This window comes from Pedobacter sp. GW822-FHT03F06, from assembly GCF_058801365.1.
Window position 1 is genome coordinate 96,741 of record NZ_JBXANE010000012.1, and the last position, 20,903, is coordinate 117,643.

19 protein-coding genes are annotated in these 20,903 nt (G+C 38.6%); 11 read left to right on the forward strand and 8 right to left on the reverse strand.

The window, feature by feature from the left end:
- Positions 1 to 234: 234 nt before the first annotated feature.
- Positions 235 to 1,314 carry a 4-hydroxythreonine-4-phosphate dehydrogenase PdxA gene (gene pdxA / locus AC1RJ8_RS19935; RefSeq protein ID WP_492955303.1) on the reverse strand — a complete coding sequence of 360 codons (1,080 nt, stop codon included), beginning with the start codon at positions 1,312 to 1,314 and terminating at the stop codon, positions 235 to 237.
- 154 nt (positions 1,315 to 1,468) lie between these two features.
- Here pdxA and rsmA point away from each other — a divergent pair, with 154 nt between their 5' ends.
- Both rsmA and AC1RJ8_RS19945 read left to right on the forward strand, forming a co-directional pair.
- Positions 1,469 to 2,254, forward strand: coding sequence for a 16S rRNA (adenine(1518)-N(6)/adenine(1519)-N(6))-dimethyltransferase RsmA (rsmA, locus tag AC1RJ8_RS19940; protein WP_492955376.1), 786 nt, complete (start codon positions 1,469 to 1,471; stop codon positions 2,252 to 2,254).
- Positions 2,255 to 2,656: 402 nt separating this feature from the next.
- Positions 2,657 to 3,256: a thioredoxin family protein gene (locus AC1RJ8_RS19945; protein WP_492955304.1), complete on the forward strand. Its 600-nt coding sequence runs from the start codon at positions 2,657 to 2,659 to the stop codon at positions 3,254 to 3,256.
- A 167-nt stretch (positions 3,257 to 3,423) separates the two neighbouring features.
- Here AC1RJ8_RS19945 and AC1RJ8_RS19950 read toward each other — a convergent pair whose 3' ends face one another.
- A complete protein-coding gene (locus tag AC1RJ8_RS19950; protein ID WP_029274160.1) occupies positions 3,424 to 3,705 on the reverse strand; it encodes an ATP-dependent Clp protease adaptor ClpS in 282 nt (93 codons plus the stop codon).
- A 124-nt stretch (positions 3,706 to 3,829) separates the two neighbouring features.
- Here AC1RJ8_RS19950 and AC1RJ8_RS19955 point away from each other — a divergent pair, with 124 nt between their 5' ends.
- The gene (locus tag AC1RJ8_RS19955; protein WP_492955305.1) at positions 3,830 to 4,876 is read left to right on the forward strand and encodes a 3-oxoacyl-ACP synthase III family protein; all 1,047 of its coding nucleotides are present in this window, start codon (positions 3,830 to 3,832) and stop codon (positions 4,874 to 4,876) included.
- Positions 4,877 to 5,010: 134 nt separating this feature from the next.
- Here AC1RJ8_RS19955 and AC1RJ8_RS19960 read toward each other — a convergent pair whose 3' ends face one another.
- Together AC1RJ8_RS19960 and AC1RJ8_RS19965 are read right to left on the reverse strand one after the other, a co-directional pair.
- Positions 5,011 to 7,464, reverse strand: a complete 2,454-nt coding sequence (locus AC1RJ8_RS19960) for a hypothetical protein (RefSeq protein WP_492955306.1) — start codon at positions 7,462 to 7,464, stop codon at positions 5,011 to 5,013.
- Positions 7,430 to 8,455 (reverse strand): hypothetical protein, encoded by a 1,026-nt coding sequence (locus AC1RJ8_RS19965; RefSeq protein ID WP_492955307.1) that lies wholly within the window; start codon positions 8,453 to 8,455, stop codon positions 7,430 to 7,432. Before AC1RJ8_RS19965 ends, AC1RJ8_RS19960 begins: the two co-directional genes overlap by 35 nt.
- A gap of 30 nt (positions 8,456 to 8,485) precedes the next feature.
- On the opposite strand from AC1RJ8_RS19965, the gene dtd reads away from it, so the two are divergent.
- From dtd to AC1RJ8_RS19980, 3 genes are read left to right on the forward strand one after another with little or no spacing between them, the layout of a single operon-like run.
- Positions 8,486 to 8,938 carry a D-aminoacyl-tRNA deacylase gene (dtd, locus tag AC1RJ8_RS19970; RefSeq protein WP_492955308.1) on the forward strand — a complete coding sequence of 151 codons (453 nt, stop codon included), beginning with the start codon at positions 8,486 to 8,488 and terminating at the stop codon, positions 8,936 to 8,938.
- Between the two features lie 60 nt (positions 8,939 to 8,998).
- Positions 8,999 to 10,549 (forward strand): glycosyltransferase family 39 protein, encoded by a 1,551-nt coding sequence (locus tag AC1RJ8_RS19975; protein WP_492955309.1) that lies wholly within the window; start codon positions 8,999 to 9,001, stop codon positions 10,547 to 10,549.
- Positions 10,539 to 10,868: a nucleotide pyrophosphohydrolase gene (locus tag AC1RJ8_RS19980; RefSeq protein ID WP_492955310.1), complete on the forward strand. Its 330-nt coding sequence runs from the start codon at positions 10,539 to 10,541 to the stop codon at positions 10,866 to 10,868. The genes AC1RJ8_RS19975 and AC1RJ8_RS19980 overlap by 11 nt, the downstream gene beginning before the upstream one ends.
- A 44-nt stretch (positions 10,869 to 10,912) precedes the next feature.
- On the opposite strand, the gene AC1RJ8_RS19985 is transcribed toward AC1RJ8_RS19980, so the two are convergent.
- A complete protein-coding gene (locus tag AC1RJ8_RS19985) occupies positions 10,913 to 11,224 on the reverse strand; it encodes a DUF4286 family protein (protein ID WP_492955311.1) in 312 nt (103 codons plus the stop codon).
- Between the two features lie 108 nt (positions 11,225 to 11,332).
- On the opposite strand from AC1RJ8_RS19985, the gene AC1RJ8_RS19990 reads away from it, so the two are divergent.
- Complete coding sequence (locus tag AC1RJ8_RS19990; protein ID WP_492955312.1) at positions 11,333 to 11,596, forward strand: hypothetical protein; 264 nt, start codon at positions 11,333 to 11,335, stop codon at positions 11,594 to 11,596.
- Between the two features lie 18 nt (positions 11,597 to 11,614).
- The gene (locus AC1RJ8_RS19995; RefSeq protein WP_492955313.1) at positions 11,615 to 12,172 is read left to right on the forward strand and encodes a GNAT family N-acetyltransferase; all 558 of its coding nucleotides are present in this window, start codon (positions 11,615 to 11,617) and stop codon (positions 12,170 to 12,172) included.
- Between the two features lie 118 nt (positions 12,173 to 12,290).
- Here AC1RJ8_RS19995 and AC1RJ8_RS20000 read toward each other — a convergent pair whose 3' ends face one another.
- Positions 12,291 to 14,114 carry a tetratricopeptide repeat protein gene (locus tag AC1RJ8_RS20000; RefSeq protein ID WP_492955314.1) on the reverse strand — a complete coding sequence of 608 codons (1,824 nt, stop codon included), beginning with the start codon at positions 14,112 to 14,114 and terminating at the stop codon, positions 12,291 to 12,293.
- A 228-nt stretch (positions 14,115 to 14,342) separates the two neighbouring features.
- Between AC1RJ8_RS20000 and AC1RJ8_RS20005 the strand changes: the two genes are divergently transcribed.
- The 3 genes from AC1RJ8_RS20005 to AC1RJ8_RS20015 all read left to right on the forward strand — a co-directional run bounded on the left by AC1RJ8_RS20005 (position 14,343) and on the right by AC1RJ8_RS20015 (position 18,687).
- On the forward strand, positions 14,343 to 16,226 hold the full coding sequence (locus AC1RJ8_RS20005; protein WP_492955315.1) for a S9 family peptidase: 1,884 nt from the start codon (positions 14,343 to 14,345) through the stop codon (positions 16,224 to 16,226).
- A gap of 3 nt (positions 16,227 to 16,229) precedes the next feature.
- The gene (locus AC1RJ8_RS20010; protein WP_492955316.1) at positions 16,230 to 17,903 is read left to right on the forward strand and encodes a sensor histidine kinase; all 1,674 of its coding nucleotides are present in this window, start codon (positions 16,230 to 16,232) and stop codon (positions 17,901 to 17,903) included.
- A 94-nt stretch (positions 17,904 to 17,997) separates the two neighbouring features.
- Positions 17,998 to 18,687, forward strand: a complete 690-nt coding sequence (locus AC1RJ8_RS20015; protein WP_492955317.1) for a response regulator transcription factor — start codon at positions 17,998 to 18,000, stop codon at positions 18,685 to 18,687.
- A gap of 142 nt (positions 18,688 to 18,829) precedes the next feature.
- Here the strand turns inward: AC1RJ8_RS20015 and AC1RJ8_RS20020 are convergent, their stop codons facing one another.
- Both AC1RJ8_RS20020 and AC1RJ8_RS20025 read right to left on the reverse strand, forming a co-directional pair.
- Positions 18,830 to 20,080: a metallophosphoesterase gene (locus AC1RJ8_RS20020; RefSeq protein ID WP_492955318.1), complete on the reverse strand. Its 1,251-nt coding sequence runs from the start codon at positions 20,078 to 20,080 to the stop codon at positions 18,830 to 18,832.
- A gap of 59 nt (positions 20,081 to 20,139) precedes the next feature.
- Positions 20,140 to 20,901, reverse strand: a complete 762-nt coding sequence (locus AC1RJ8_RS20025) for an AAA family ATPase (RefSeq protein ID WP_492955319.1) — start codon at positions 20,899 to 20,901, stop codon at positions 20,140 to 20,142.
- Positions 20,902 to 20,903: the final 2 nt, after the last annotated feature.

Here is a 20,903-nt window from a genome sequence, read left to right on the forward strand (position 1 = left end):
GCTGAGCATGATAATCACAAAAAGATTGGAACGCATAGCAGGACTTTCGGAACCGATGAAACACAGCAATTGCTTTACAAATAAGTAATGGATCACTTTAGTTTCTGGAAGTACGAGGTCAGACGTCCGAAGTCGGAGGCAAGAGTGCCATAGCTACCGATTATTACTTTGGTTTTTCAGCTTTCGTCTTTCTGCTCTTACAACCTTCAGCCTTTCTACCCTCAGCCTTCTACCTTAAGAAGCATCATCTTTAATATCAAACTGTGTTTCAACCACTTTACCGCCTGTACGCAATTGATTGCCCAACATCTCCTCTTGTTCCCTACGGTTTTTAACAATATGGATGGCCGAGAATAAAGCTTCGGTGAAAGAAGTAGAATCTGCAAGGTCTTTACCTGCAATGTCGTAGCCTGTTCCATGATCGGGAGAGGTACGGACGAAGCTTAAACCAGCGGTATAGTTTACGCCATTATGGAAAGCTAATGTTTTGAAAGGAATTAAGCCCTGATCGTGGTACATGGCCAAAACGGCATCGAACTGTTTGTAGCTACCATTGCCGAAAAAGCCATCGGCAGGATATGGGCCAAAACAAACGATACCTTTGTCGTAAGCTTCCTGAATGGCTGGTGTAATAATTTCAGCCTCTTCAGTGCCCAATAAACCATTGTCGCTGGCATGTGGATTTAACCCCAGAACAGCAATTTTTGGTTTTTCAATCCAGAAATCTTTTTTCAGGCTTTCGTTAATCAGCTTTAATTTACTGATAATTTTCTCTTTTGTAATCGAGGTTGGAACATCTTTCACCGGAATGTGGCCAGTAACTACACCGACCCTTAAATTTTCGCTGATCAAAAACATTAGCACATCTTTACTGCCACTTTTTTCTTGCAGGTATTCGGTATGGCCGGGGAAAGCAAAAGTTTCTGATTGAATGTTATGTTTGTTGATTGGCGCAGTAACCAGTGCATCGATATCACCGTTTACCAGATCGGCTGTTGCACGCTCTAATGATAAAAGTGCATATTTTCCACCTGTTAGCGTTATCTGCCCTAATTCGATTTTTACATCTTCTTCCCAGCAATTAATCATGTTTGCTTTTTTGGGCTGTGCCTGGTTGGCATGGCTAACTACATTAAAACTGAAATCGCCTAAATTATTCGCTTTTCTGTGAAAAGATGAAACCTTAGTATGGCCATAAACAATTGGAGTGCAATAATTTAAAATAGCAGGATTAGATAATGTTTTAATGATTACCTCTAAACCTATGCCGTTTACGTCGCCTATACTAATGCCAATTTTAAGTTTATCGCTCATAATTACTGGAAAATTTTAGCGCAAATTACTGATTTTCGTTTAAACCCTTTAAAAAAAATGAAACCGCAAAGTACGCAAAGTGATTTGCAAAGAAATAATAAGCCTATCTTTGCAAAGAATTTTAATTTTTAAAGCCCCTTCAGGGGTTTGGGGTATGAGTTTAGTAAAAGCGAAAAAACATTTAGGGCAACATTTTTTAACCGATAAAGGCATTGCCAACCGCATTGTAGAGGCTTTGGTGAATACCGATAAATACAATCAGGTTTTAGAAGTAGGGCCAGGGATGGGAATCCTATCTGATTTTTTGCTGCAGCGCAAAGATTTAGAAACTTATCTGATCGATATCGATACCGAATCTTTCCACTTTTTAAATGAAAAATATCCTCAGCTTGGCGATCGGTTGATTAATGGCGATTTTTTGAAACTTGATTTCGATGCCATTTTTCTAGGTCAGTTTGCCATTATTGGTAATTTTCCATATAACATCTCATCGCAGATTTTATTTAAGATTTTAGATAACCGCAACAAGGTTGTAGAAATGGTTGGGATGTTTCAGAAGGAAGTTGCCCAACGCTGTGCAGCACCTGCAGGTAACAAAGAGTACGGGATTTTAAGTGTGTTTCTTCAGGCCTATTATAAAATTGAATACCTGTTTACGGTTAAGCCGGGTACATTTAATCCACCGCCAAAAGTACATTCTGCAGTAATCCGTTTAACCAGAAATGAAGTGGAGACCTTAGACTGCGATGAAAAATTATTCTGGCGGGTGGTTAAAGCGGGTTTTAACCAACGGAGAAAAACTTTGCGTAATGCTGTTTCTGCAGTGATGCCTAAGGATAAAATGGACGATCATATTTATTTTGAGAAACGTGCCGAGCAGCTAACCGTGGCCGATTTTGTTGCCCTAACGCAGCATGTGAGTAAGTTGATGGCGGTTTAGTGATGCAAATCGTCATCCTGACCTGTAGCGCAGCCAAGCTACGAAGTAAACCGAGCCTTAAGCGAGCTCACCGAAGGTAATTTATTTCAGGATCTTTTTGACGCGCAATTTTTATAATATGAAAAGCAGGTTTCTGTACATTTGGGTTGCAGCGGTCCCGCTATCCGCTTCAAAGCCTTGGTTCGTTCCTCACCTTCGTGTTTTTCGCTCCTATCGGGTTTAATCAAAATGGGACACTACAAAAATCAGCATTTATACGATCATAGAATTGCTTTTCTTGCCAGCTGAAACATTTGTGTAATCCCAAAATCTGTGCAATCAATCGCTTGCATTTTCTTGCAAATCCGTGATTATTTTCATTGAATTTCTCCTTTCCTTTGCGCTGTATTTTTAGGAAATCTTATGATAAATTATCGCGAAATTTTTGAGGAACAAGGTATTGACTATTTAACTTACCGTGCATTGATTGATCAACTTCTGTTAGAGGGAAAGGCAACCGGTGATGTAACCTACGATTTGCATTATACTAAAATGAATGTGCAAAGGATGAATCGCGTGGATAAGACGATCAGCTTAAATGATGAGTTGATTTCGACCATTGATCATCTTAAAGAAAATTATAAGTTTTTGGTGATTACTGAAGGCTGGTGTGGCGATGCTGCGCAGATTGTTCCGATATTCAATAAAATCGCAACTGCGTCATTGGGTAAAATTGATCTGAAATTTGTGCTTAGAGATAAAAATTTGCCATTAATTGATGCGCATTTAACCAATGGTGGAAGAGCTATTCCGGTTTTAATTGTGTTAAATGAATCAGCAGACCAGGTTTTAGGAACCTGGGGCCCAAGACCACAAATTTTGCAGGAGCTTTTAAAGGAGTGGAGAAAAGAAAATACTGAAATGTCGGTTTTGGCAGAAAAACTTCATGGCTGGTATGCTAAAGATAAAACACAAACCACACAGGCCGGATTATTAGAACTTTTGAAAGGGCTGGAGGGTTAATCTTTATATAGAATAGTCGCCATCTCGACTGTAGCGAAGTCCCGAATGTTCGGGAGAGAGATCTGCCTAAATAGATTTAGCTTCGCTGAGCACTACACGGTTCTCGACTTCGTTGCACTTCGCTCGAAATGGCGTTATTGCGCGGGTAGTTCTAGAAACAAGTAATGCTAATCAACAGAAACAGTTAATCCTTCTTGCTGTAAAATTTTACGGTAAACTTCCATCTCGGTAAATGATCCTTCCAAAACTGGACATTTTCCGTCATTATGCACTTTCCAGGCAATTTTTTCAGCCTGCGATTCGTTATAATCGAGATATTTCATCATGCAGTAAATCACATGATCGAAAGTATTGATATCATCATTCCACAAAATAAGGCGATGTACGGTTTTTAGGGAAGTTAAAATTTCTTCGAGCGTAAAGGTCTCTTCTTTGGTTTCTGTAGACATGGTGCAAAAATAAACATTAGTATCAAGTATTTAGTATCGAGTAACAAGATTTTGTTCCTTTGTTAATAATAATGGCTTAGGCAATAAATGATTAACTTTGTTTAACCAAAATATAAATAATAGCATGCACCAGTCTAAAATTGCGGGAATAGGTTACTACGTTCCGAAAAATATATATACCAACGATGATTTAAGCCGTTTTATGGATACCAATGATGCATGGATCCAGGAGCGTACCGGCATTAAAGAACGCCGTTTTGCCGATCGAAATGAGGAAACCACTACTACAATGGGTATTGAAGCAGCCAAAATTGCGATCGACAGGGCTGGGATTACCGCTAAGGATGTCGATTTTATCGTTTTTGCCACATTAAGCCCCGATTATTATTTTCCAGGTTGTGGCGTGTTATTGCAACGCGAAATGGGCATGGGTGAAATTGGTGCCTTAGATATCCGAAACCAATGTTCGGGCTTTGTTTATGCACTTTCTGTGGCCGATCAGTTTGTAAAAACAGGTATGTATAAAAATGTGCTGGTAGTGGGGAGCGAAAAACATTCGTTCGCGATGGATTTCGAGACCCGTAGCCGCAACGTATCTGTAATTTTTGGCGATGGCGCTGGCGCTGTGGTACTGCAACCTACAGACGAGCCTGGAAAAGGGATTTTAAGTACACATTTACATAGCGATGGTGCCGATGCCGAAATCCTGGCCATGTATTATCCAGGTTCTCATGCCAATAAATGGTTAAAAGATAAACCTGCCTATCCGGAACAAGAGTTGGGGGGACTATTTATGACACAGGAAATTTTAGACAGTGGTGCCGCTTTACCTTATATGGATGGACCATCGGTTTTTAAAAAAGCAGTAGTGAAGTTCCCTGAAGTAATTAAAGAGGCTTTGGCTGCTAATAATTTAACAGAGAAAGATATTGATATGTTGGTGCCACATCAGGCAAATCTGCGTATCAGCCAGTATGTGCAGCAGTTGTTGGGTTTAAATGATGATCAGGTTTTTAATAATATCCAAAAATATGGCAATACCACAGCAGCTTCTGTTCCCATTGCCTTGTGCGAAGCATGGGAAGCGGGAAAAATTAAAGATGGCGATCTGGTATGCCTTGCCGCATTCGGATCGGGCTTTACCTGGGCCAGTGCATTGATTAGATGGTAACCATAGGTTCGTCATTTCGAGCGATTGCAACGAAGTCGAGAAATCTAGCTCTAAAGATCTCTCCACTCCGCGTTGCTTCGGTCGAGATGACGACCGTTCATTTGAAGCTGTTAATAGTGGCGTAGTCGATTGGCCTATTGCGTTTTAGTCCTGATAAAATCTCCTAAATAACTACACTCGCCTGCCGCCACAGCATAAAAAGGTGTTTTTGCATAGCTAAACCTTAATTCTTTAAGATAAGGATTGTTATAATTTGCCTTGATAAAGTTTCTCCATTTTATATCTTTTTTATCGTAATAATAAAATGATAGCGGATTGGCATTCATGATGATCTGTTTCTGCAAACATTTTGCCAACATAAAAGTACATTTTGCTTTAAAATCAGCATTGGTACTTAGTGCCCTGGCCTTTAAATACCAGGCTTTTGCGGTCTGTGCTTTTTTGTAATCGCCATCGTATACATATTTTGCCGGGTTACTATTGTCGTATGATGACCAATCGTAACTGATCAGGAACCAACTGTTACCAAAATAACCAGTTTGGTAAACGGCGTTAGCCATTTTATAATAGTAAAATGCGGCATTCTTTTTATCACTGATGGTTAATTTCTGTAAGCGGAGCATTTCTGCAGCAAAAGCCTTTTTGGTAACCGAAGTTTTAGCCGTTACATATTTTTTAGGATAATCATTTATCGTTTCGATGAAAGGATTAGCATATAGTTTTGCGTTGGATTCATCTCCATACCAGTTCTCTGGATTGAAGTATTTATAACTTGGCGAAACCTTTGCAAACATTTGCACAGCCTTATCATATTGATGTGTGCGCAAGTAAGTTGTGCCAAAAAGTTCATAAAAATCATCATTTTTAAGCTGGTTTAAAGCCGAAGCCAACAAAGCGGTAACATCATTGCCTGCCGCCCTGGTTTTATAAACAGCTAAGCCCTGCATGCTTTTCGGACTTAAGTTTTTCTGCCAAAAAGTAATACTCTGATAACTCATGTTCTGGAAAAGTGAATTCTCCTTTAATGTTTTATATTCCAGATCGCCTTTAACCATTGCCAATGCTGCTTTTGCAGTATCGCCCATATTCAAATAAGCTGGCGCCAATATTTGCTGGTAGAAATTCCTCGTGGTTCTGCTAAAGCGTTTACTGGCACGATCGGTATCATAGTAATATTGCCCTTTTGGCTGTTCGCTGTTTTCTGCAAAACGCTTTTCGTCAAGCCATTTTAAGGTCGGCAATAAATCGTTCTCATTAAAAGGATTGCCTTTTTTGATGTTTTTTGCCTTGATCAATAAATCGGTAATGCGGTATTGGTCGCGTAATCTTTCTGGTAATTTATCTGGCTTTAGGATGGCAAGGTAATTTGTCGCCAGAAAATCTTTGTTCTCCATCCACGATAAATAAGCTGCGGTTAATGTACCCAGCTCTGGCTGTGGATATTTTTTTTCGGTAGCCAGTTTTACTGCAAAGTTCCTGATTTCATTCAGGTGTTTTAAATTGATGTTTTTTAGGCTGTCTTTATATTTAGAATTGCCGTTATCCGAGAAATAATAATTATAACCAATTTTGGCTATGTCATTCGCCTCAATAAGATCTTGTTCTAATTTATTTACTTCGCGCACCAGCAGCGCTCCGTTAAGCTGGCTTTTTGGTTCGTATTGATAAACTTTATTCAAGCTTTCTATTCCTGAATCAGCATCACCAAACCCGTTTATCGCCCAGATATTGGCTTTCTCGTTATTGGTTTTGGCGTATTTTAGCGCCCCATTAACAGGCGAGCTGGTGTAATAATAATTTTTATAAGCCTGTACTCTCCGTTCAGGGTTGCTTGCAAAAACTTTCGAGAACAAAAAGGCAGATTCTTCGGGATTGCCCAGCCTGCGGGTAGAACCTGCATACAATGCCAATGCCCAGCCCTTAACCGCACTGTTTACCTTACTGGTTTTAATGTATTTCTCGTAAGTTGATTTACTCTCGGCATGATAACCTGCAAAATGGAACATCCGTTCAGCTTGGTAAGCGTAACGCAGTTTAAGAAAGTCATCTTTTTCTGCTTCTGTCAATTTTAGGCCTTCTTGGGCTTTTGAACCCATGGCGGTCGTATCGCGAGGCTTTGGATCCCAAAGACTAAAATCTACATTGGCCAATGGTTCGCAGCTTTTGGCAAATTGGTAATACTTTAGTGATTCTTTGCGTTTGCTTAACGCCTGGATAAAACTATTCTGTTGTAAGCTATCGGGTAATTGTGAAACGTTACCATTAAAATTAATGAGTTTTGCATCAGTTGCGCTATCAGTTTTGTACATTACTTTTAGCACATCCTCTTTTTTAATATTAAGGTATTTCGCCCATTCTCGACTGTTAATATCAGGCTCACTTTCTATATCGGTCTCGCTGTTGAGGTAAACCATCTGGTTGTAGGCAAAAGGCGAATATTCATCTCCTTCAACATTGTTGTGAAAGTAAGAAATATAATAATCATAAGGATCTATCTCGCCACCACAGGCAAGATTTACGGCAATTTCGCCGAAAAAAGTAATCAGGAATACACTAAAAATTAGCGATAACTTTTTGAACGTCTTCATTGGTAAAATGTTTTAATAGGTCGGTGTCTAAATGGTAAAAAACAAGGTTTCGAGTCCTAGGGCTTAAATGTCGGGATAAAAATTTAGAGGTCGAAAGTAAATCTTTAGCAGAAATCTGTTCCCACCTCACCACATCTCCTTTTTTTAACCCGGCTGCAGGATAATCAACCAAAAGATCATAGAGAATGGAATTTCCTCTCTGTTTAAAAAGTTTTTTATCTTCGATTTGTGTTTTGCCTATCCGTTTGGAAATGCCCGCATATTGCCCGTTTCTGAATACCACTGCCCATTCGAAAATGGGTAAGGCCACATCAAGTGGTAAGGGATATTGTTCCAGGAAATCTTTTAAGTAGATATCCATTTCGTACTGATCCAATATAGAGTTTTGTTCGCCATACTTACGTAGGTTACCCATATTGTAACACATTAAAATGGCTTTCTCTACGGGAGGTACGCCGCTTGATACAATGTTTTTAACCTGATGCAGACGCAGGGTTACCGAAACGGTTTTTCCTTTTAAAAGCGCATTTCCTTTTAATTGTTCGAGAAATTTAAAATACCTGTTTCTGGTGCCTTTGGTCCAATCACAATCAATCTGTAATTCTGCATAGTTTTGCTTTCCTGCCTGTTTTGCCTTAGCGGCTACAAATTTAACAATGCGATCGGCCATAACCGCTGTTTGCATGGTGTCAATCTTGTTAAAAACCTCGTTAACGATAAACACAACAGGGATAATATCAATCTGTTTAGGTAGCGGGTCTGAAAATTTAATCGGCGAAACAGGTACAGGCAGCTGCAGATCTGGATTAAAATCTACATCCATAATACGCACGTACAAAGATTTAGATTTAAATTGATCTAGATAACTGGTTTCTTCCTTTTTGTTCTGATAATCCGTTTTCCAATAATAAAAAGTAGGGTGAACAACTGTTTTTTGTTTGCAGCCAAAGAAGAGAAATACAAAAATCACTAAAATACTTATCTTGCGCATATCAATTTTATTGAGCAAAAGTAGTATAAAATGCGAGCAGTTTTACAAAGAGTTACACAGGCGAGTTGCACGGTTGATGGTAAGGTTACGGGAGCAATTGAAAACGGATTTTTAGTCTTATTAGGCATAGAAGATGCCGATGCTTTAACGGATTTGGACTGGCTGGCACAGAAAATTATCGGGATGCGTGTTTTTGGAGATGAAAACGGGATGATGAATAAAGCACTTGCCGATGTGGGTGGAGATATTTTATTGATTAGCCAGTTTACCTTGTTTGCATCTACCAAAAAAGGAAACCGTCCGGGTTTTACAAGGGCAGCGCGACCAGATGTGGCGATTCCTCTTTACGAGAAAATGATCGAAAAGCTATCTGCTTTATTGGGTAAAAGAGTAAAAACCGGAATTTTTGGGGCTGATATGAAAATCGCACTTTTAAATGATGGACCAGTTACGATTTTGATTGATACGAAGGATAAAGAATAAGCGTATAGGAAAAGTTTAACGGCCAGATTACCTGAAAGTAGCACAAGTATGGAAAATGATATGAATCTTAAAAAGTCAAATGCCACTCCGGTGGATTTAGGTGTTCTTGTTTTCTTCGTTATTTTGAAACTGATTTTACCTTTCTTCCTGGTCAATGCAGCATATAGTTTACACCGCGATGAGTTTTTACACTTAGACCAAGCAAATCATTTGGCCTGGGGTTTTCAATCTGTACCGCCGGTAACCTCCATATTTGCGCTGATTATTAAATTACTGGGTAGTGGCGAGGCAGCAGTTCGTCTGGTGTCAGCCAGCATTGGTGCAGCAACCCTGGTTTTTACCTGGAAAATTGTAGATGCCCTAAAAGGTAATTTATACGCGAAAGTCTTGTCGGCAATTGCTTTGATCTGCTGTGCTGTCGGACGTTTAGATCTACTTTTTCAACCTAACGCCTTCGATATTTTAAGCTGGACGGCTGTTTATTTCTTTCTCATCAGGTTTGTTGATACGAAAGAAAATAGATTCCTCTATTTTACAGGCATTGCTCTTGGCTTGGGCTTTTTAAATAAATACAGCATTGTGTTTTTGGCAGCAGGTGTAATCCCCGCTTTGCTGATCTCAAACCAACGACAGGTTTTCAGGAATAAACATCTCTATTTAGCTGCCTTGCTGGCTTTATTAATGATATTGCCTAACCTCATCTGGCAGTATACACATCATTTTCCGGTTGTTGGTCACATGAAAGAATTAGCCGCAACGCAATTGGATAAAATTAACCGGGTCGATTTTCTGAAAGATCAGTTGCTCTACTACTTCAATATTATTTTTATTGTTTTGGCGGGGATTATTGCCTTGCTGTTTTATAAGCCATTTACGGCTTTCCGTTGGATAATTTTCGGCTTTATCATTTCCATTATCTTGTTCACTTGGTTTAGGGCAAAAGGATATTATGCTGCAGGTTTGTATCCTGTAATTATCGCTGCTGGCTGTACTTATTTCAGCTTCGTATTTAATAATGGCTGGAAAAAATATTTGAAAGTATTGATGGTCATTTTACCCATCGCACTGTTTAGCCTTACCCTGAAATTTGCTTATCCGGTTTTAAGTCCAGAGCAGATTATAGCCAAACATGAGAAATTTGCTAAAATTGGCATGTTGCGTTGGGAAGATGGTTTACAGCACGACCTGCCTCAGGATTTTGCCGATATGCAGGGCTGGAAAGAAATGGCTGCCTTAACCGATATTGCCTATGCCAGGGTTAAAGATAAATCAGCTTTGCTGGTCCGTGCTGATAATTACGGAGAGGCTGGGGCCATCAATTATTACTCGAAATTTAAAAATATCAATGCTGTTGCCTATAATGCCGATTACTTGTACTGGTTTAAAATTGATAAACCGATTAAACATGTAATCTTAATAAGGGAGCCAAATGAAGAGGATCCCCAGCGTAAAAAAGAACGGCCGTTTTTTGGGAAGATTACCAAAATTGGTGAGGTACGAACGCCATATGCCAGAGAAAAAGGAGCAAGCGTTTTTTTACTCGAAGACGCCAATATTGATATTAATAGTAGAATCAATTCAGAAATAGAAGAAGAAAAACATGACCATTAACGAAGCACAGGAAACCGTAGACCGTTGGATTAAAACTACAGGCATCCGTTATTTTAACGAACTCACCAATACGGCCATCTTGATGGAAGAAGTTGGAGAGGTAGCCCGTATTATGGCCCGCAAATATGGCGAGCAGTCGTTTAAAAAAAGCGATGAAGCGGTAAACCTCGCCGATGAAATGGCCGATGTGATGTTCGTTTTAATCTGTCTGGCTAATCAAACAGGCATAAACCTTACCGATGCTTTAGAAAAGAACCTGGAAAAAAAGAGCATCCGCGACGCCGATAGGCATAAGAATAATGAGAAGCTGAACCCCTAAATCCCCTAAAAGAGACTTTATATTTCTAAGGCTTTAAGCCCCCTCTAGGAGGTTGGGGGTACAAACTCCATCAAAGTTCTGTAAGCCACAAAGCGGTTTTTGTATCTTTCGTTTAGTTCAGCCTGTAATGCGGGTGCGAATGTTTCCTGGTATTTATTATAGTTTTCTAATGTTTCGGCAACGTACTGGGCGCAATAGGTTACCCCTTCGTTTGGTGAATCTACAACCTTTAATAAACGGTTGGAAATAAACATGCCCGTAGCCATCACTTCAGGAATATGAACATCTTGCATCCATTGTAACCATTCTTCGGCAGCTGCATCATCTAAGATAAGCGTAACATTATATAAAAACATGGCACAAAGGTAAATAATATATAAATGTTAAAAAATTGATGATAAAGGATTTTATTCTTTAAAGTGATATGAATCATTTAAATTTGTCAATTCCCATTGTTTTTAAGCATGATACGAACTAACGACTCTCAAAAAATAGATAACTCAACCCGCAATTACATTTATACTGGTTACCTGACGGCAATTTTCGGAGGGATTTTAGGGCTGGTTATTGGTTGGGATTTAATGAAGAAAAAAAGAACACTGCATACTGGTGAGAAAGTTTTTTCTTATTCATTAACTGATCGGCAGCACGGTGCGAGGATCTTAATATTAGCAAGTATTTGCTTCATTTTGTTGCTAACGTTAACTATCATTGCATTAGATGCCTAAATTATCTGCCATTCAGAAATGATTACCATTGTCAATTCATCTACCACTAAAGAACTTGAAGGGGTTCTTGAACTCCAAAAACAAAACCTAAAAAAAGATTTAAGCCCCGAACAAATAAAGGAACAGGGTTTTGTTACGGTTTCACATTCGCTTGATGATCTGGAAAAGATGCATCAGCATGAACCCAATATTATTGCAAAAGATGGAGAGCTGGTTGTGGCTTATGTGTTGGCCATGACCGAACAGTCTAAAAATGACATCCCAAGATTGGTTGAAATGTACGAAAGTTTCGATCAGATTCAATACCAGGGTAAACCCGTTTCTTCTTTCTCTTATGTTGTTGTAGGACAGGTTTGTGTTAGTCAGAATTATAGGGGAAAAGGTTTATTCGATCAATGTTATCATGCTTATAAAGAGCATTTTGAATCTAAATACGATTTTGCAATCACCGAAATTGCAACCATTAATTTACGGTCGATGAATGCACATAAACGTATTGGCTTCGAGGTTATTCATACTTATACCGATGGCAGTGCTGTAGAATGGAATGTTGTGATTTGGGACTGGAAACGGTAGATTGGTTTGGCGTTTAGCGATAGGCGTTTGGCATCAATTAACCAGTTGCCAGTTTTCAGTTGGTAGTTTTCAGTTAACTGATTAACCATTACGAATGGCTAATGAACCATTGAACCAATCAAACTCCATCTCCGCGTAAATTCCTAAATCTTTTTCTGGCCTCGGCACTGAACATACTCCCCGGGTAATCCGTAATCAGTTTCTGAAAATAAATTTTGGCTTGCGCAATGTCGTTCAATTTCTTTTCATAAAGATCGCCTAAGGTAAAAAGGGCATCATCTGTCCAGATACCATCTTTAAAATCTTCCGTTACTTTTTTCAGGATATCGGCCGCTTTTTGAAAATCGTTAGCCTTGATGAAAATCCTTGCTTTACTCATCATTATCGCATCGGTTAAGCTGTTTTGCGGAAAGGCTATCGCAATGCTATCCATTTTCTTAACAGCACGTTCGGGCAGGTTTCTAAATAAAAGCATCTCTGCATCAGCATACATTTTTAAAGCATTACTGTCTGCGGGGGTTTGAATGTTATCGTTAATCAGCAAACTCAGGTTCAAGGCATCGTTTGCAATAAGCTGCGAAGTGGCCGCCTTTAAAACCAAACACTGACCATTGCTGTATTCGAAATTACCCTGATAAAAGGAAAGTTTGGCGCTCCTGAAACGTGCCTCATTTCCTACGGGTTGTCCTTCAAACTGTTTACTCACCTGCTCGTACACTAAAAAAGCTTCCCAGGGTTGGTTGGTTAAAATGTAAATATCGCCTAAATCGAGTTTTAGCTGGCCTAAGTCCTGATCGTTAATGCCAGGCATTTTTATCGCTTCTTCCAGTTCTTTTTCTGCACTGCCGGGTTGATTTAAATAATAAGCCTGCAGGTTTGCCAGTTTTTTTATGGCAAAAAGTGTGTTCCTGTTCTTGCCGTTTTCGTCTAATAAAGCCTGATAATCTTTCGCCAGCAGATCAAGGTCGGCAACTGTATATTTTCCATTGGTACGCAGGTTATACTTGGTATTCAGCATTTCTATTTTTGAAGGGAGATAATACTGGTTATCCTTTCCTTTAGTTAACAGATAGTCGTAGGCTTTAATGGCTGTTTCGTAAGCGCCATTATCAACAAAGGTATAAATGGCATTAAAGAGGGTACCACCGTCAGCCTTAGTACGTTTATCGTACGCAATTAACTGGCGCAGGGCCATATCAAATTCCTGTTGTTGAATATAATTCCAGGTAAGCAACTGAATATAAATTTCGGCATCTGGTTCTTTCTGTATTTTTCTTAAAATGGCTGTCTGAAAGGTTTGATAGTCGTTTTTATCTTCAAAAATAGAGGCGAGTACGGCTTCAGCCTGCGGTAAAAGCTGCGGCATTGTTCCAAGTGCATCAAGATATTCCTGCATGAGCATGGCTTTATCCTTTTTAAAACGGTAGATATTTAATAACTCGAAGGTAAACATTTGGTCGTTGCCCAATAGTTTTCTGCCCTGCTTAAAAGTTTGTACTGCATAGTCGTAATTTTCGAAGCGATAAAAGCTGTTGGCCAAATTTCTGATCTTGAACTCATCCTTGGGAAGTTTGCTGATCACATCGCTGAAAATTTTATTTGAATTTTGTGTATCGCCTTTCTCCTGATAAAGCTTGCCCAATGCTATTGGATAAATATCGCTCTGCGGATTTTTTTTGATTTCCCTTTTAACCACTTTCTCTGCCACATCATAACGCTTCAATTTTACGAGTGTATTAAAGTAAATATCGAAATAGGCTTCATTATTGGGAATAGCATAGAGTTTTTCCAGTAGTACAACCGCCTTTTCATATTCTCCATCCTGATAATATTGAATAGCCAGACTACTTTCATCAGGCGCAATCTGCTGATTGGGGCGAAAGATTTGTGCATTGGCCCCAAGCGATAGAAATAAGAATACGATGAAAAACAAGCGGTTCATAAACCCTAAATTATAAGTTTTAAATGTAACATTTTAATACATCTTTAGCTAAACCGTCAATTCATATTAAACGTATTTTAAATGTTACCTGTATTTTATTTTGTAGAAATTTTATAAATACTAAATTGACCCACGACTTATTATTGATTGCATAAGTAACATTGTTGGTGTAAATCGCGGTTAAGTTGTTGTGATACTTATTTTTGTCATCCCGTAAAGGATTTATTTATGCTAAACAGGATTTTTCTATTGTTAATGGTTGCATTGATTTGGGCTTGTAAGGGCACTAACAATGATACTATTCCTGTGGATGATTTTTTTAAAACGCAGGATAAAGCCTATTATCGTATTGCCCCGGATGGGAAAAGCCTTTCTTATTTAAAACTTCATGATAAAAAACTTGATCTTTTTGTTGAAGATCTTGCTACCGGAAACAGTGTTCAGTTAACCCATTTAAATGGAAAGAATATCAGTTTCCACTTCTGGACCAGCAATAATGAGTTGATTTATTATACTGAAGATGAATCTAAAGAGCGTAAATCGGATATTTTCGTAATCAATAAAGATGGAAGCAAGCAGGTTCAGCTAAGTGCCAACGAGAAAAGTAGGTTAAGGGTAATAGAAGATCAATTAATTGACGATAAATACATTATTGTTGCATCCAACAAGCGCGATTCGACCGTTTTTGATGTTTACCGCTTAAATGTTCGGAATGGGAAGATGGATATTGCTGCCAAAAATCCCGGTAATATTACCGAATGGATGACGGATAACAGGGGGGTACTAAAAATTGCTGTAGCGAGCGACGGCGTGAATGAAACCTTAATGTACCGCGAAAACGAAAACCAGGCCTTTGCTCCGGTAATTACCAATAATTTTGAAACCACTTTACAACCAGTTGCCTTCTCAGAAGATCAACCAAATGTACTTTATGCCATTTCTAATGTAAACAGGGATAAGAATGCACTAGTAGCACTCGATTTAAAAAGCGGTAAAGAGAAACAGGTGCTTTTTGCAAATGATACCTTAAACGTTGTAGATGCAAAATATTCGCGCCCGCAAAAGAAAATGCTTTTTGTAACCTGCGAAACCTGGAAAAAGGAAAAATATTACCTTGATGACAGTACCAAAATTACCTATTCGAAAATAGACCGGCTTTTGCCAGGTACAGAATGGAAAATTATGGATAAAGATAAAATGGATAGGGTTTTTGTGGTAAGAACATTTACGGATAAAAATCCGGGTTCTTATTACCTCTATACCGTTGGTGAGAATAAACTTAAAAAACTAACTGATATCAGCCCTTCTATTAAACAGGGCGATATGAGTGCCATGAAACCAATCTCTTTTAAAAGCTCAGATAATTTAACCATTAATGGTTATTTAACCTTGCCAAAAAATAAAAAGCCTGTTAATTTACCTGTAGTTGTGCTGCCGCATAATGGCCCTGCAGGGCGAAATAGTTGGGGCTATAATGCAGAAGTGCAGTTCTTGGCTAACCGTGGTTATGCTGTTTTGCAGGTAAACTATCGTGGATCTACCGGCTATGGTAAATCTTTTTATGCCGCTGGTTTTAAGCAGTGGAGCGATAAAATCCAGGAAGACGTTAATGATGGTGTAAAATGGTTAATCGCGCAAAAAATTGCCAACCCTAAAAAAATCGCCATTTATGGCAATGGTTTTGGTGGTTATATCGCATTAAATTGTTTGTATAAAAATCCTGATCTTTATAAATGTGGTGGGTCAAATTCAGGCGTAATCAATTTGTTTAGTTACCTGAAAACCATTCCGCCGTTTTTAAAAGCGAATTTGCAGATGTACTATGAAATTGTTGGCAATCCGGTAGCCGATACCGATTATATGCGGTTTGCATCACCTGTTTTCCATGCCGATCGGTTTAAATCGCCTGTTTTCATCGCACAGAATCCTAAAGATCCTCGTGTTAACGTAGCAGAAGGTGTTCAGTTTATCAAAGAGCTGAAAAAACGGAATGTTCAGGTTACCTATATCGAAAAGGAAGAAGGTCCAAACCCTATAGTACGTCAACAGAGCAGAACGGCTCTGTACAAAGCATTAGAAGAGTTTTTACAGGAAAATCTAGGTAAGAAATAGGGTATGGCCTTAGATAAAAAAAGTGGATATCGTAAAAATTTCTCTCTCGGGATAACCTTCATTGTACTCATTTCCATTCTTTTTATTCTATCGCTTTTTTTAGCGTTTAATTACAGCAAGAAATCGATTGAGAACGATTTTGTATCTGAGAAAGTAAATGTGCTAGAGCAAAGCATTAAGCCTTATAATGATTTCTTTCAGAATAAAATGCCCGAGATTTCATATTATAGTGGCTTTTTAGATTCTTCTACAGCAGCAAAGTTTGTAGATACGGTGATGTTAAAGTATCCTTTCATTTCGAAGGTTACTTTTTATGATACAGAAGTAAAGAATGTTCCGGTAAAGGATGGGATCAATGCAAACCACTTAGGTATTGGCCCTAAATCTATTTTTCAGTTTGGCAAAGGTGTTAAGCCCGATTCGGTAAAACTATATTCAGAAGACGATACGAGATCTTTTAATGTGGGGAGCGATTTTAATGCAATAGCCATTAAACTGGCCACTTTTGTTGAGGATCTGGATACGGCATCGGTACCTACACAAGAAGAACTTTTTACCAATTTTTCTATCGTTAACTCCAATGAAAATAAAATCACTTATTTAAATATTCCGCGCCGCGAAGATTTAAGGGCTTACAAAGATATGATCAGGCGAAAGTTAAATCCGGCGCCGGTTTATCAACAAGATGTACTGGTTTTTAATCTCGATGCGCATAAAATAAAGATCATCAATACCAGGCCATTGTTGTACCAAACAATCAGGATTGAACCATTGACTTATGACCCGATTGATACTTCTGACGAAAATATCAATACAGAAATTGCCCTGCCAGGCGCATTTTCTGATTTTAAATTATACCTCATTTCATCAAGATCTTACATCAAGAAAGAAATTTTTATTTACTTTATGCCGATAGCCTTGGTGCTTTTATTGGTATATGGTGTGCTTTTATTGGTTGCTTTTTTGATTTACCGTAACCTCAACATCAACAGCAAAATGTTTAAGCTGCAGTACGATTTTGTGAATAACCTTACGCATGAGTTTAAAACGCCCGTCAGCGTGATTAAGATTGCGGGAAACAATATTAAAAGTGCTACCACATTAAGCCAGAGGGAGCAGCAGCTCTATGGTAAGATACTGGATGAAGAAGCCGACAAACTGAATGGTTTAATGAATAAATTGCTGGCCTTTACACAGATCGAAAATAAGGCGATTAAACTCAATCAGGAAGAAGTTAATATTGTAGATTTTATTGAAAGCACAATCGAATCGCATACCTTAAAACATCCCGATTTCAAAATTACCTATGAGGTGGTGGGCTTTAAAACCTTTATTACCGATCCGGTATTATTGGGGAGTTTATTCGATAATCTGGCAGAAAATGCCTACAAATATTCGAAACCAGAACATAAAAAATTACACATTAGTGCAAAGCTGATCAAAGGGGTGCTGGTTTTCCGGTTTGCCGATAAAGGAATAGGTATCGCAGCATCAGAATTAAACAATATATTTAAGAAGTTTTTCAGAATTCAGAATGAATATAACCAGATGGGCAGTGTAGGCCTGGGTTTGGCATTCTGCAAAGAACTGGTTAACTTTATGGAGGGAGAAATCTCTGTAAAAAGCAAAGTAGGAAGCGGTACTGAATTTAAAATTGTACTGCCTTATAATAGTTAAAATAGGAAGGTTAAAGGTTGAAATGTGATAAGGTTAGGTTCAACATTCGAACTTTGCAGCGTTTCAACATTACAACCACATAAAACACATACAAATGTCAAAAGAAGTAAAAATATTAATCGTAGAAGATGATGAAAATCTTCGCTTTCTTGTGGCCCACCGTTTAAAGGCTGAAGGTTATACTGTGCTCGAAGCAAATGATGGCGAAGCTGGAGAAAGAATGATTGTTGCCGATCAGCCAGATATTGTTTTATTGGATTGGATGATGCCGGGTAAACAGGGCGCCGAAGTTTGCGAGAATGCACGTAAGCAAGGTTTCGAAAACCTGATCATTATGATGACTGCCAAAGCACAGGATGTAGATAAAATTGACGCTTATAACTTTGGGGCATCCGATTATATTACCAAACCATTTAATATGGATGTTTTGGTAGCCATGTTGGAGAGCAAGGTGAAATTTATCGTGAATAAAGATACAGCCGAAATTCACCGTTTTGGTACTATGGAACATCATCCAAACATCCACACGTTGTTTAGAGATGGAAAGAAAATTGAGTTAACGATATTGGAAAACCGTATTTTGCTTTATTTCTTGCGCAACCCTGGTAAAGTAATTAACCGTGATGAATTGATGTTGGTGGTATGGGGTTACAACTCTGATGTAAACACCAGAACGCTCGATATGCACATTGTGCGCTTACGTAAAAAGATAGAATTGAATCCTGATAATCCACAATTGTTACAGACTGTTAGAGGAGTAGGTTATCGCTTTAACGCGGGATAATTATATTGCGTCGTCAGATGTTATTGTGCCGTCAGATGTTACCATCTGACGGTTCTATAGATGTCAGATGGTAACATCTGACATCACTAAGAATAGATTTCTCCATTTCGTTGCAATCAGTCGAAATGACGAGTTTTATTTACTAAGCTCTCTTCAAAGTAAATATTGTGATCTCAGGTAAAATACCAACCCTGCCCGGATAACCTAAAAAGCCATAGCCTACATTAACGTAAAGCTGTTGTTTTTGCTCCTGGTATAAACCTGCCCACTCTTTGTAAATGTATTGCACGGGGCTCCATTGAGCCGCTTTAAAACGAACGCCAAACTGCATTCCGTGGGTATGTCCGCTGAACATGGCATCTATTTGCGGGTATTTTTTCAAAACCTCTCCGCGCCAGTGTGAAGGATCGTGACTTAGTAAAAGTTTAACGGGTAAATCATCCGTATTTTGAACCGCCTGCTCCATTTTTCCGTATTTAGGAAAACGGCCCATTCCCCAGTTTTCGATACCTAAAATTCCGATTTCTTCTCCATCTACCTTTAATCTGCGGTTTTCGTTCATGAGTAAATCGTAGCCCATTACTTTATGCACATCAACCATATCTTTCAGGTTTTTTACCTTTGCAGGAGAAGATTCTTTGCCAAAAAAGTAATCACCATAATCGTGGTTTCCTAATGATGAATATACACCTAGAGGTGCTTTTACTTTCGAAAATATATCCTGATAATCTCTTACCTCGTTGGTCAGGTTATTCACGAGGTCTCCCGTAAAAAAAACAAAATCGGGTTTCTCGCCCAATAGCATTTCTACCCCGCCCTTTACGGCTGTTTTATTGTAAAAACTTCCAGAGTGGATGTCCGAAATCTGCCCCATGGTAATGCCGTCAAAAGCTTTGGGCAGGTTAGGGAGGATTAAATTTACCCGTCGTACCTGATAATCGTATGCGCCTGAAATAATGCCCCAGCTTAATGAAGTTAAGGGTACTGCTGCTGCCACCAATCCGGCTTTAACCAGAAACTCAGAGCGTGAAATGGGTTCTGCTGTTGTATTTTGTGCTGTTGAGACTTCACTTTTTTTGTTCCTTCTGAAAATTTTAACGAATAACCTTCGTAAATCATCCAAGATCAAAAATGGAAGCATAGCCAGTTTACAGGCAACTGTTAAAAAGAAGGCAACTAGAATAATGGCCCTTAGCGTAAGGAAAAGGTTGAGGTAAATTCCACAGAAAACACCAATGATCAATAGTGCGCTATAAGTCCAGTAAACAATACCAAATATTTTTTTAGTAGTCGGTTTCCATTTTTTAAAAACAGCGATAATGGCCTTATAACAATAAATATCAAAAGCAATGATGAATATGCAGGCAGCAATGATGAAAGGTAGTCTTCCCATACGATCGGGTTATTCCAGTTAAATTAAAAAATAAGAGAGGTTCTATTGAGCTGTCTAAATTAAGTATTTGAAGTAAATAAATTGTCTAATATTCGTTGAGGATGATCTAAAAAGGCTTTATAAACCCTGTAAACTTCCGATTCCTCATATTTAACCTTAGCTATTTTACTTTCTGACATTTCGTATATCCAGGCATTAGGGTACGATAATAAGATCGGAGAGTGTGTGGCGATGATGAATTGGGCATTTTTGCCTACCAGATTATTGATTTTAGATAACATGGCAATTTGTTTCGTGGCAGAAAGTGCCGATTCGGGCTCATCGAGTATATAAACACCATGGCCGCTAAAACGGTTCATAAATAGCGACCAAAAAGATTCCCCATGCGATTGTTCATGTAAGGAAATACCTCCATAAGAAGCGATTATCTTAGGTGAAGATATAGGTATATCCGGGTCGTCTTCATCAAGTTTGTCAATCTCGCTGGCAACATTGTAAAAACTTTCTCCCCTTAAAAAATAACCGTCTTTAATTTGTTTAAATCCTTTGGTTATACTGAGGAAGTTATGCAATGCAGAATGTGTTGCCGTGCTTTTAAAATTGAAATTCTTACCGCCACCTTCTGCGTTAAAACCAAGGTAAACCGCTATGGCTTCAATCAGGGTCGATTTTCCAACCCCGTTTTCGCCGGTAAAAAATGTAACATTGGGATGGAAGTCTAACTTTTCAAAAGATTTTAAGCATGGGATATTAAACGGATATCCATTAGGAAGGTGTTCTTGTTTTAACCTCAGCGATAAAAGATATCCGTTAAACTCCATTA

Bases quoted from the DNA above. Each gene is read 5' to 3' on its own strand.
- AC1RJ8_RS20010 (WP_492955316.1), top strand. From the start codon at position 16,230: ATGGCCTTAGATAAAAAAAGTGGATATCGTAAAAATTTCTCTCTCGGG.
- AC1RJ8_RS19965 (WP_492955307.1), bottom strand. From the start codon at position 8,455: ATGCGCAAGATAAGTATTTTAGTGATTTTTGTATTTCTCTTCTTTGGC.
- AC1RJ8_RS19995 (WP_492955313.1), top strand. From the start codon at position 11,615: ATGATTACCATTGTCAATTCATCTACCACTAAAGAACTTGAAGGGGTT.
- AC1RJ8_RS19980 (WP_492955310.1), top strand. From the start codon at position 10,539: ATGACCATTAACGAAGCACAGGAAACCGTAGACCGTTGGATTAAAACT.
- AC1RJ8_RS20005 (WP_492955315.1), top strand. From the start codon at position 14,343: ATGCTAAACAGGATTTTTCTATTGTTAATGGTTGCATTGATTTGGGCT.
- AC1RJ8_RS20020 (WP_492955318.1), bottom strand. From the start codon at position 20,080: ATGGGAAGACTACCTTTCATCATTGCTGCCTGCATATTCATCATTGCT.
- AC1RJ8_RS19955 (WP_492955305.1), top strand. From the start codon at position 3,830: ATGCACCAGTCTAAAATTGCGGGAATAGGTTACTACGTTCCGAAAAAT.
- AC1RJ8_RS20015 (WP_492955317.1), top strand. From the start codon at position 17,998: ATGTCAAAAGAAGTAAAAATATTAATCGTAGAAGATGATGAAAATCTT.
- AC1RJ8_RS19945 (WP_492955304.1), top strand. From the start codon at position 2,657: ATGATAAATTATCGCGAAATTTTTGAGGAACAAGGTATTGACTATTTA.
- AC1RJ8_RS19950 (WP_029274160.1), bottom strand. From the start codon at position 3,705: ATGTCTACAGAAACCAAAGAAGAGACCTTTACGCTCGAAGAAATTTTA.
- AC1RJ8_RS19960 (WP_492955306.1), bottom strand. From the start codon at position 7,464: ATGAAGACGTTCAAAAAGTTATCGCTAATTTTTAGTGTATTCCTGATT.
- AC1RJ8_RS20000 (WP_492955314.1), bottom strand. From the start codon at position 14,114: ATGAACCGCTTGTTTTTCATCGTATTCTTATTTCTATCGCTTGGGGCC.
- AC1RJ8_RS19975 (WP_492955309.1), top strand. From the start codon at position 8,999: ATGAATCTTAAAAAGTCAAATGCCACTCCGGTGGATTTAGGTGTTCTT.
- AC1RJ8_RS19990 (WP_492955312.1), top strand. From the start codon at position 11,333: ATGATACGAACTAACGACTCTCAAAAAATAGATAACTCAACCCGCAAT.
- dtd (WP_492955308.1), top strand. From the start codon at position 8,486: ATGCGAGCAGTTTTACAAAGAGTTACACAGGCGAGTTGCACGGTTGAT.
- AC1RJ8_RS19985 (WP_492955311.1), bottom strand. From the start codon at position 11,224: ATGTTTTTATATAATGTTACGCTTATCTTAGATGATGCAGCTGCCGAA.
- AC1RJ8_RS20025 (WP_492955319.1), bottom strand. From the start codon at position 20,901: ATGGAGTTTAACGGATATCTTTTATCGCTGAGGTTAAAACAAGAACAC.
- rsmA (WP_492955376.1), top strand. From the start codon at position 1,469: ATGAGTTTAGTAAAAGCGAAAAAACATTTAGGGCAACATTTTTTAACC.
- pdxA (WP_492955303.1), bottom strand. From the start codon at position 1,314: ATGAGCGATAAACTTAAAATTGGCATTAGTATAGGCGACGTAAACGGC.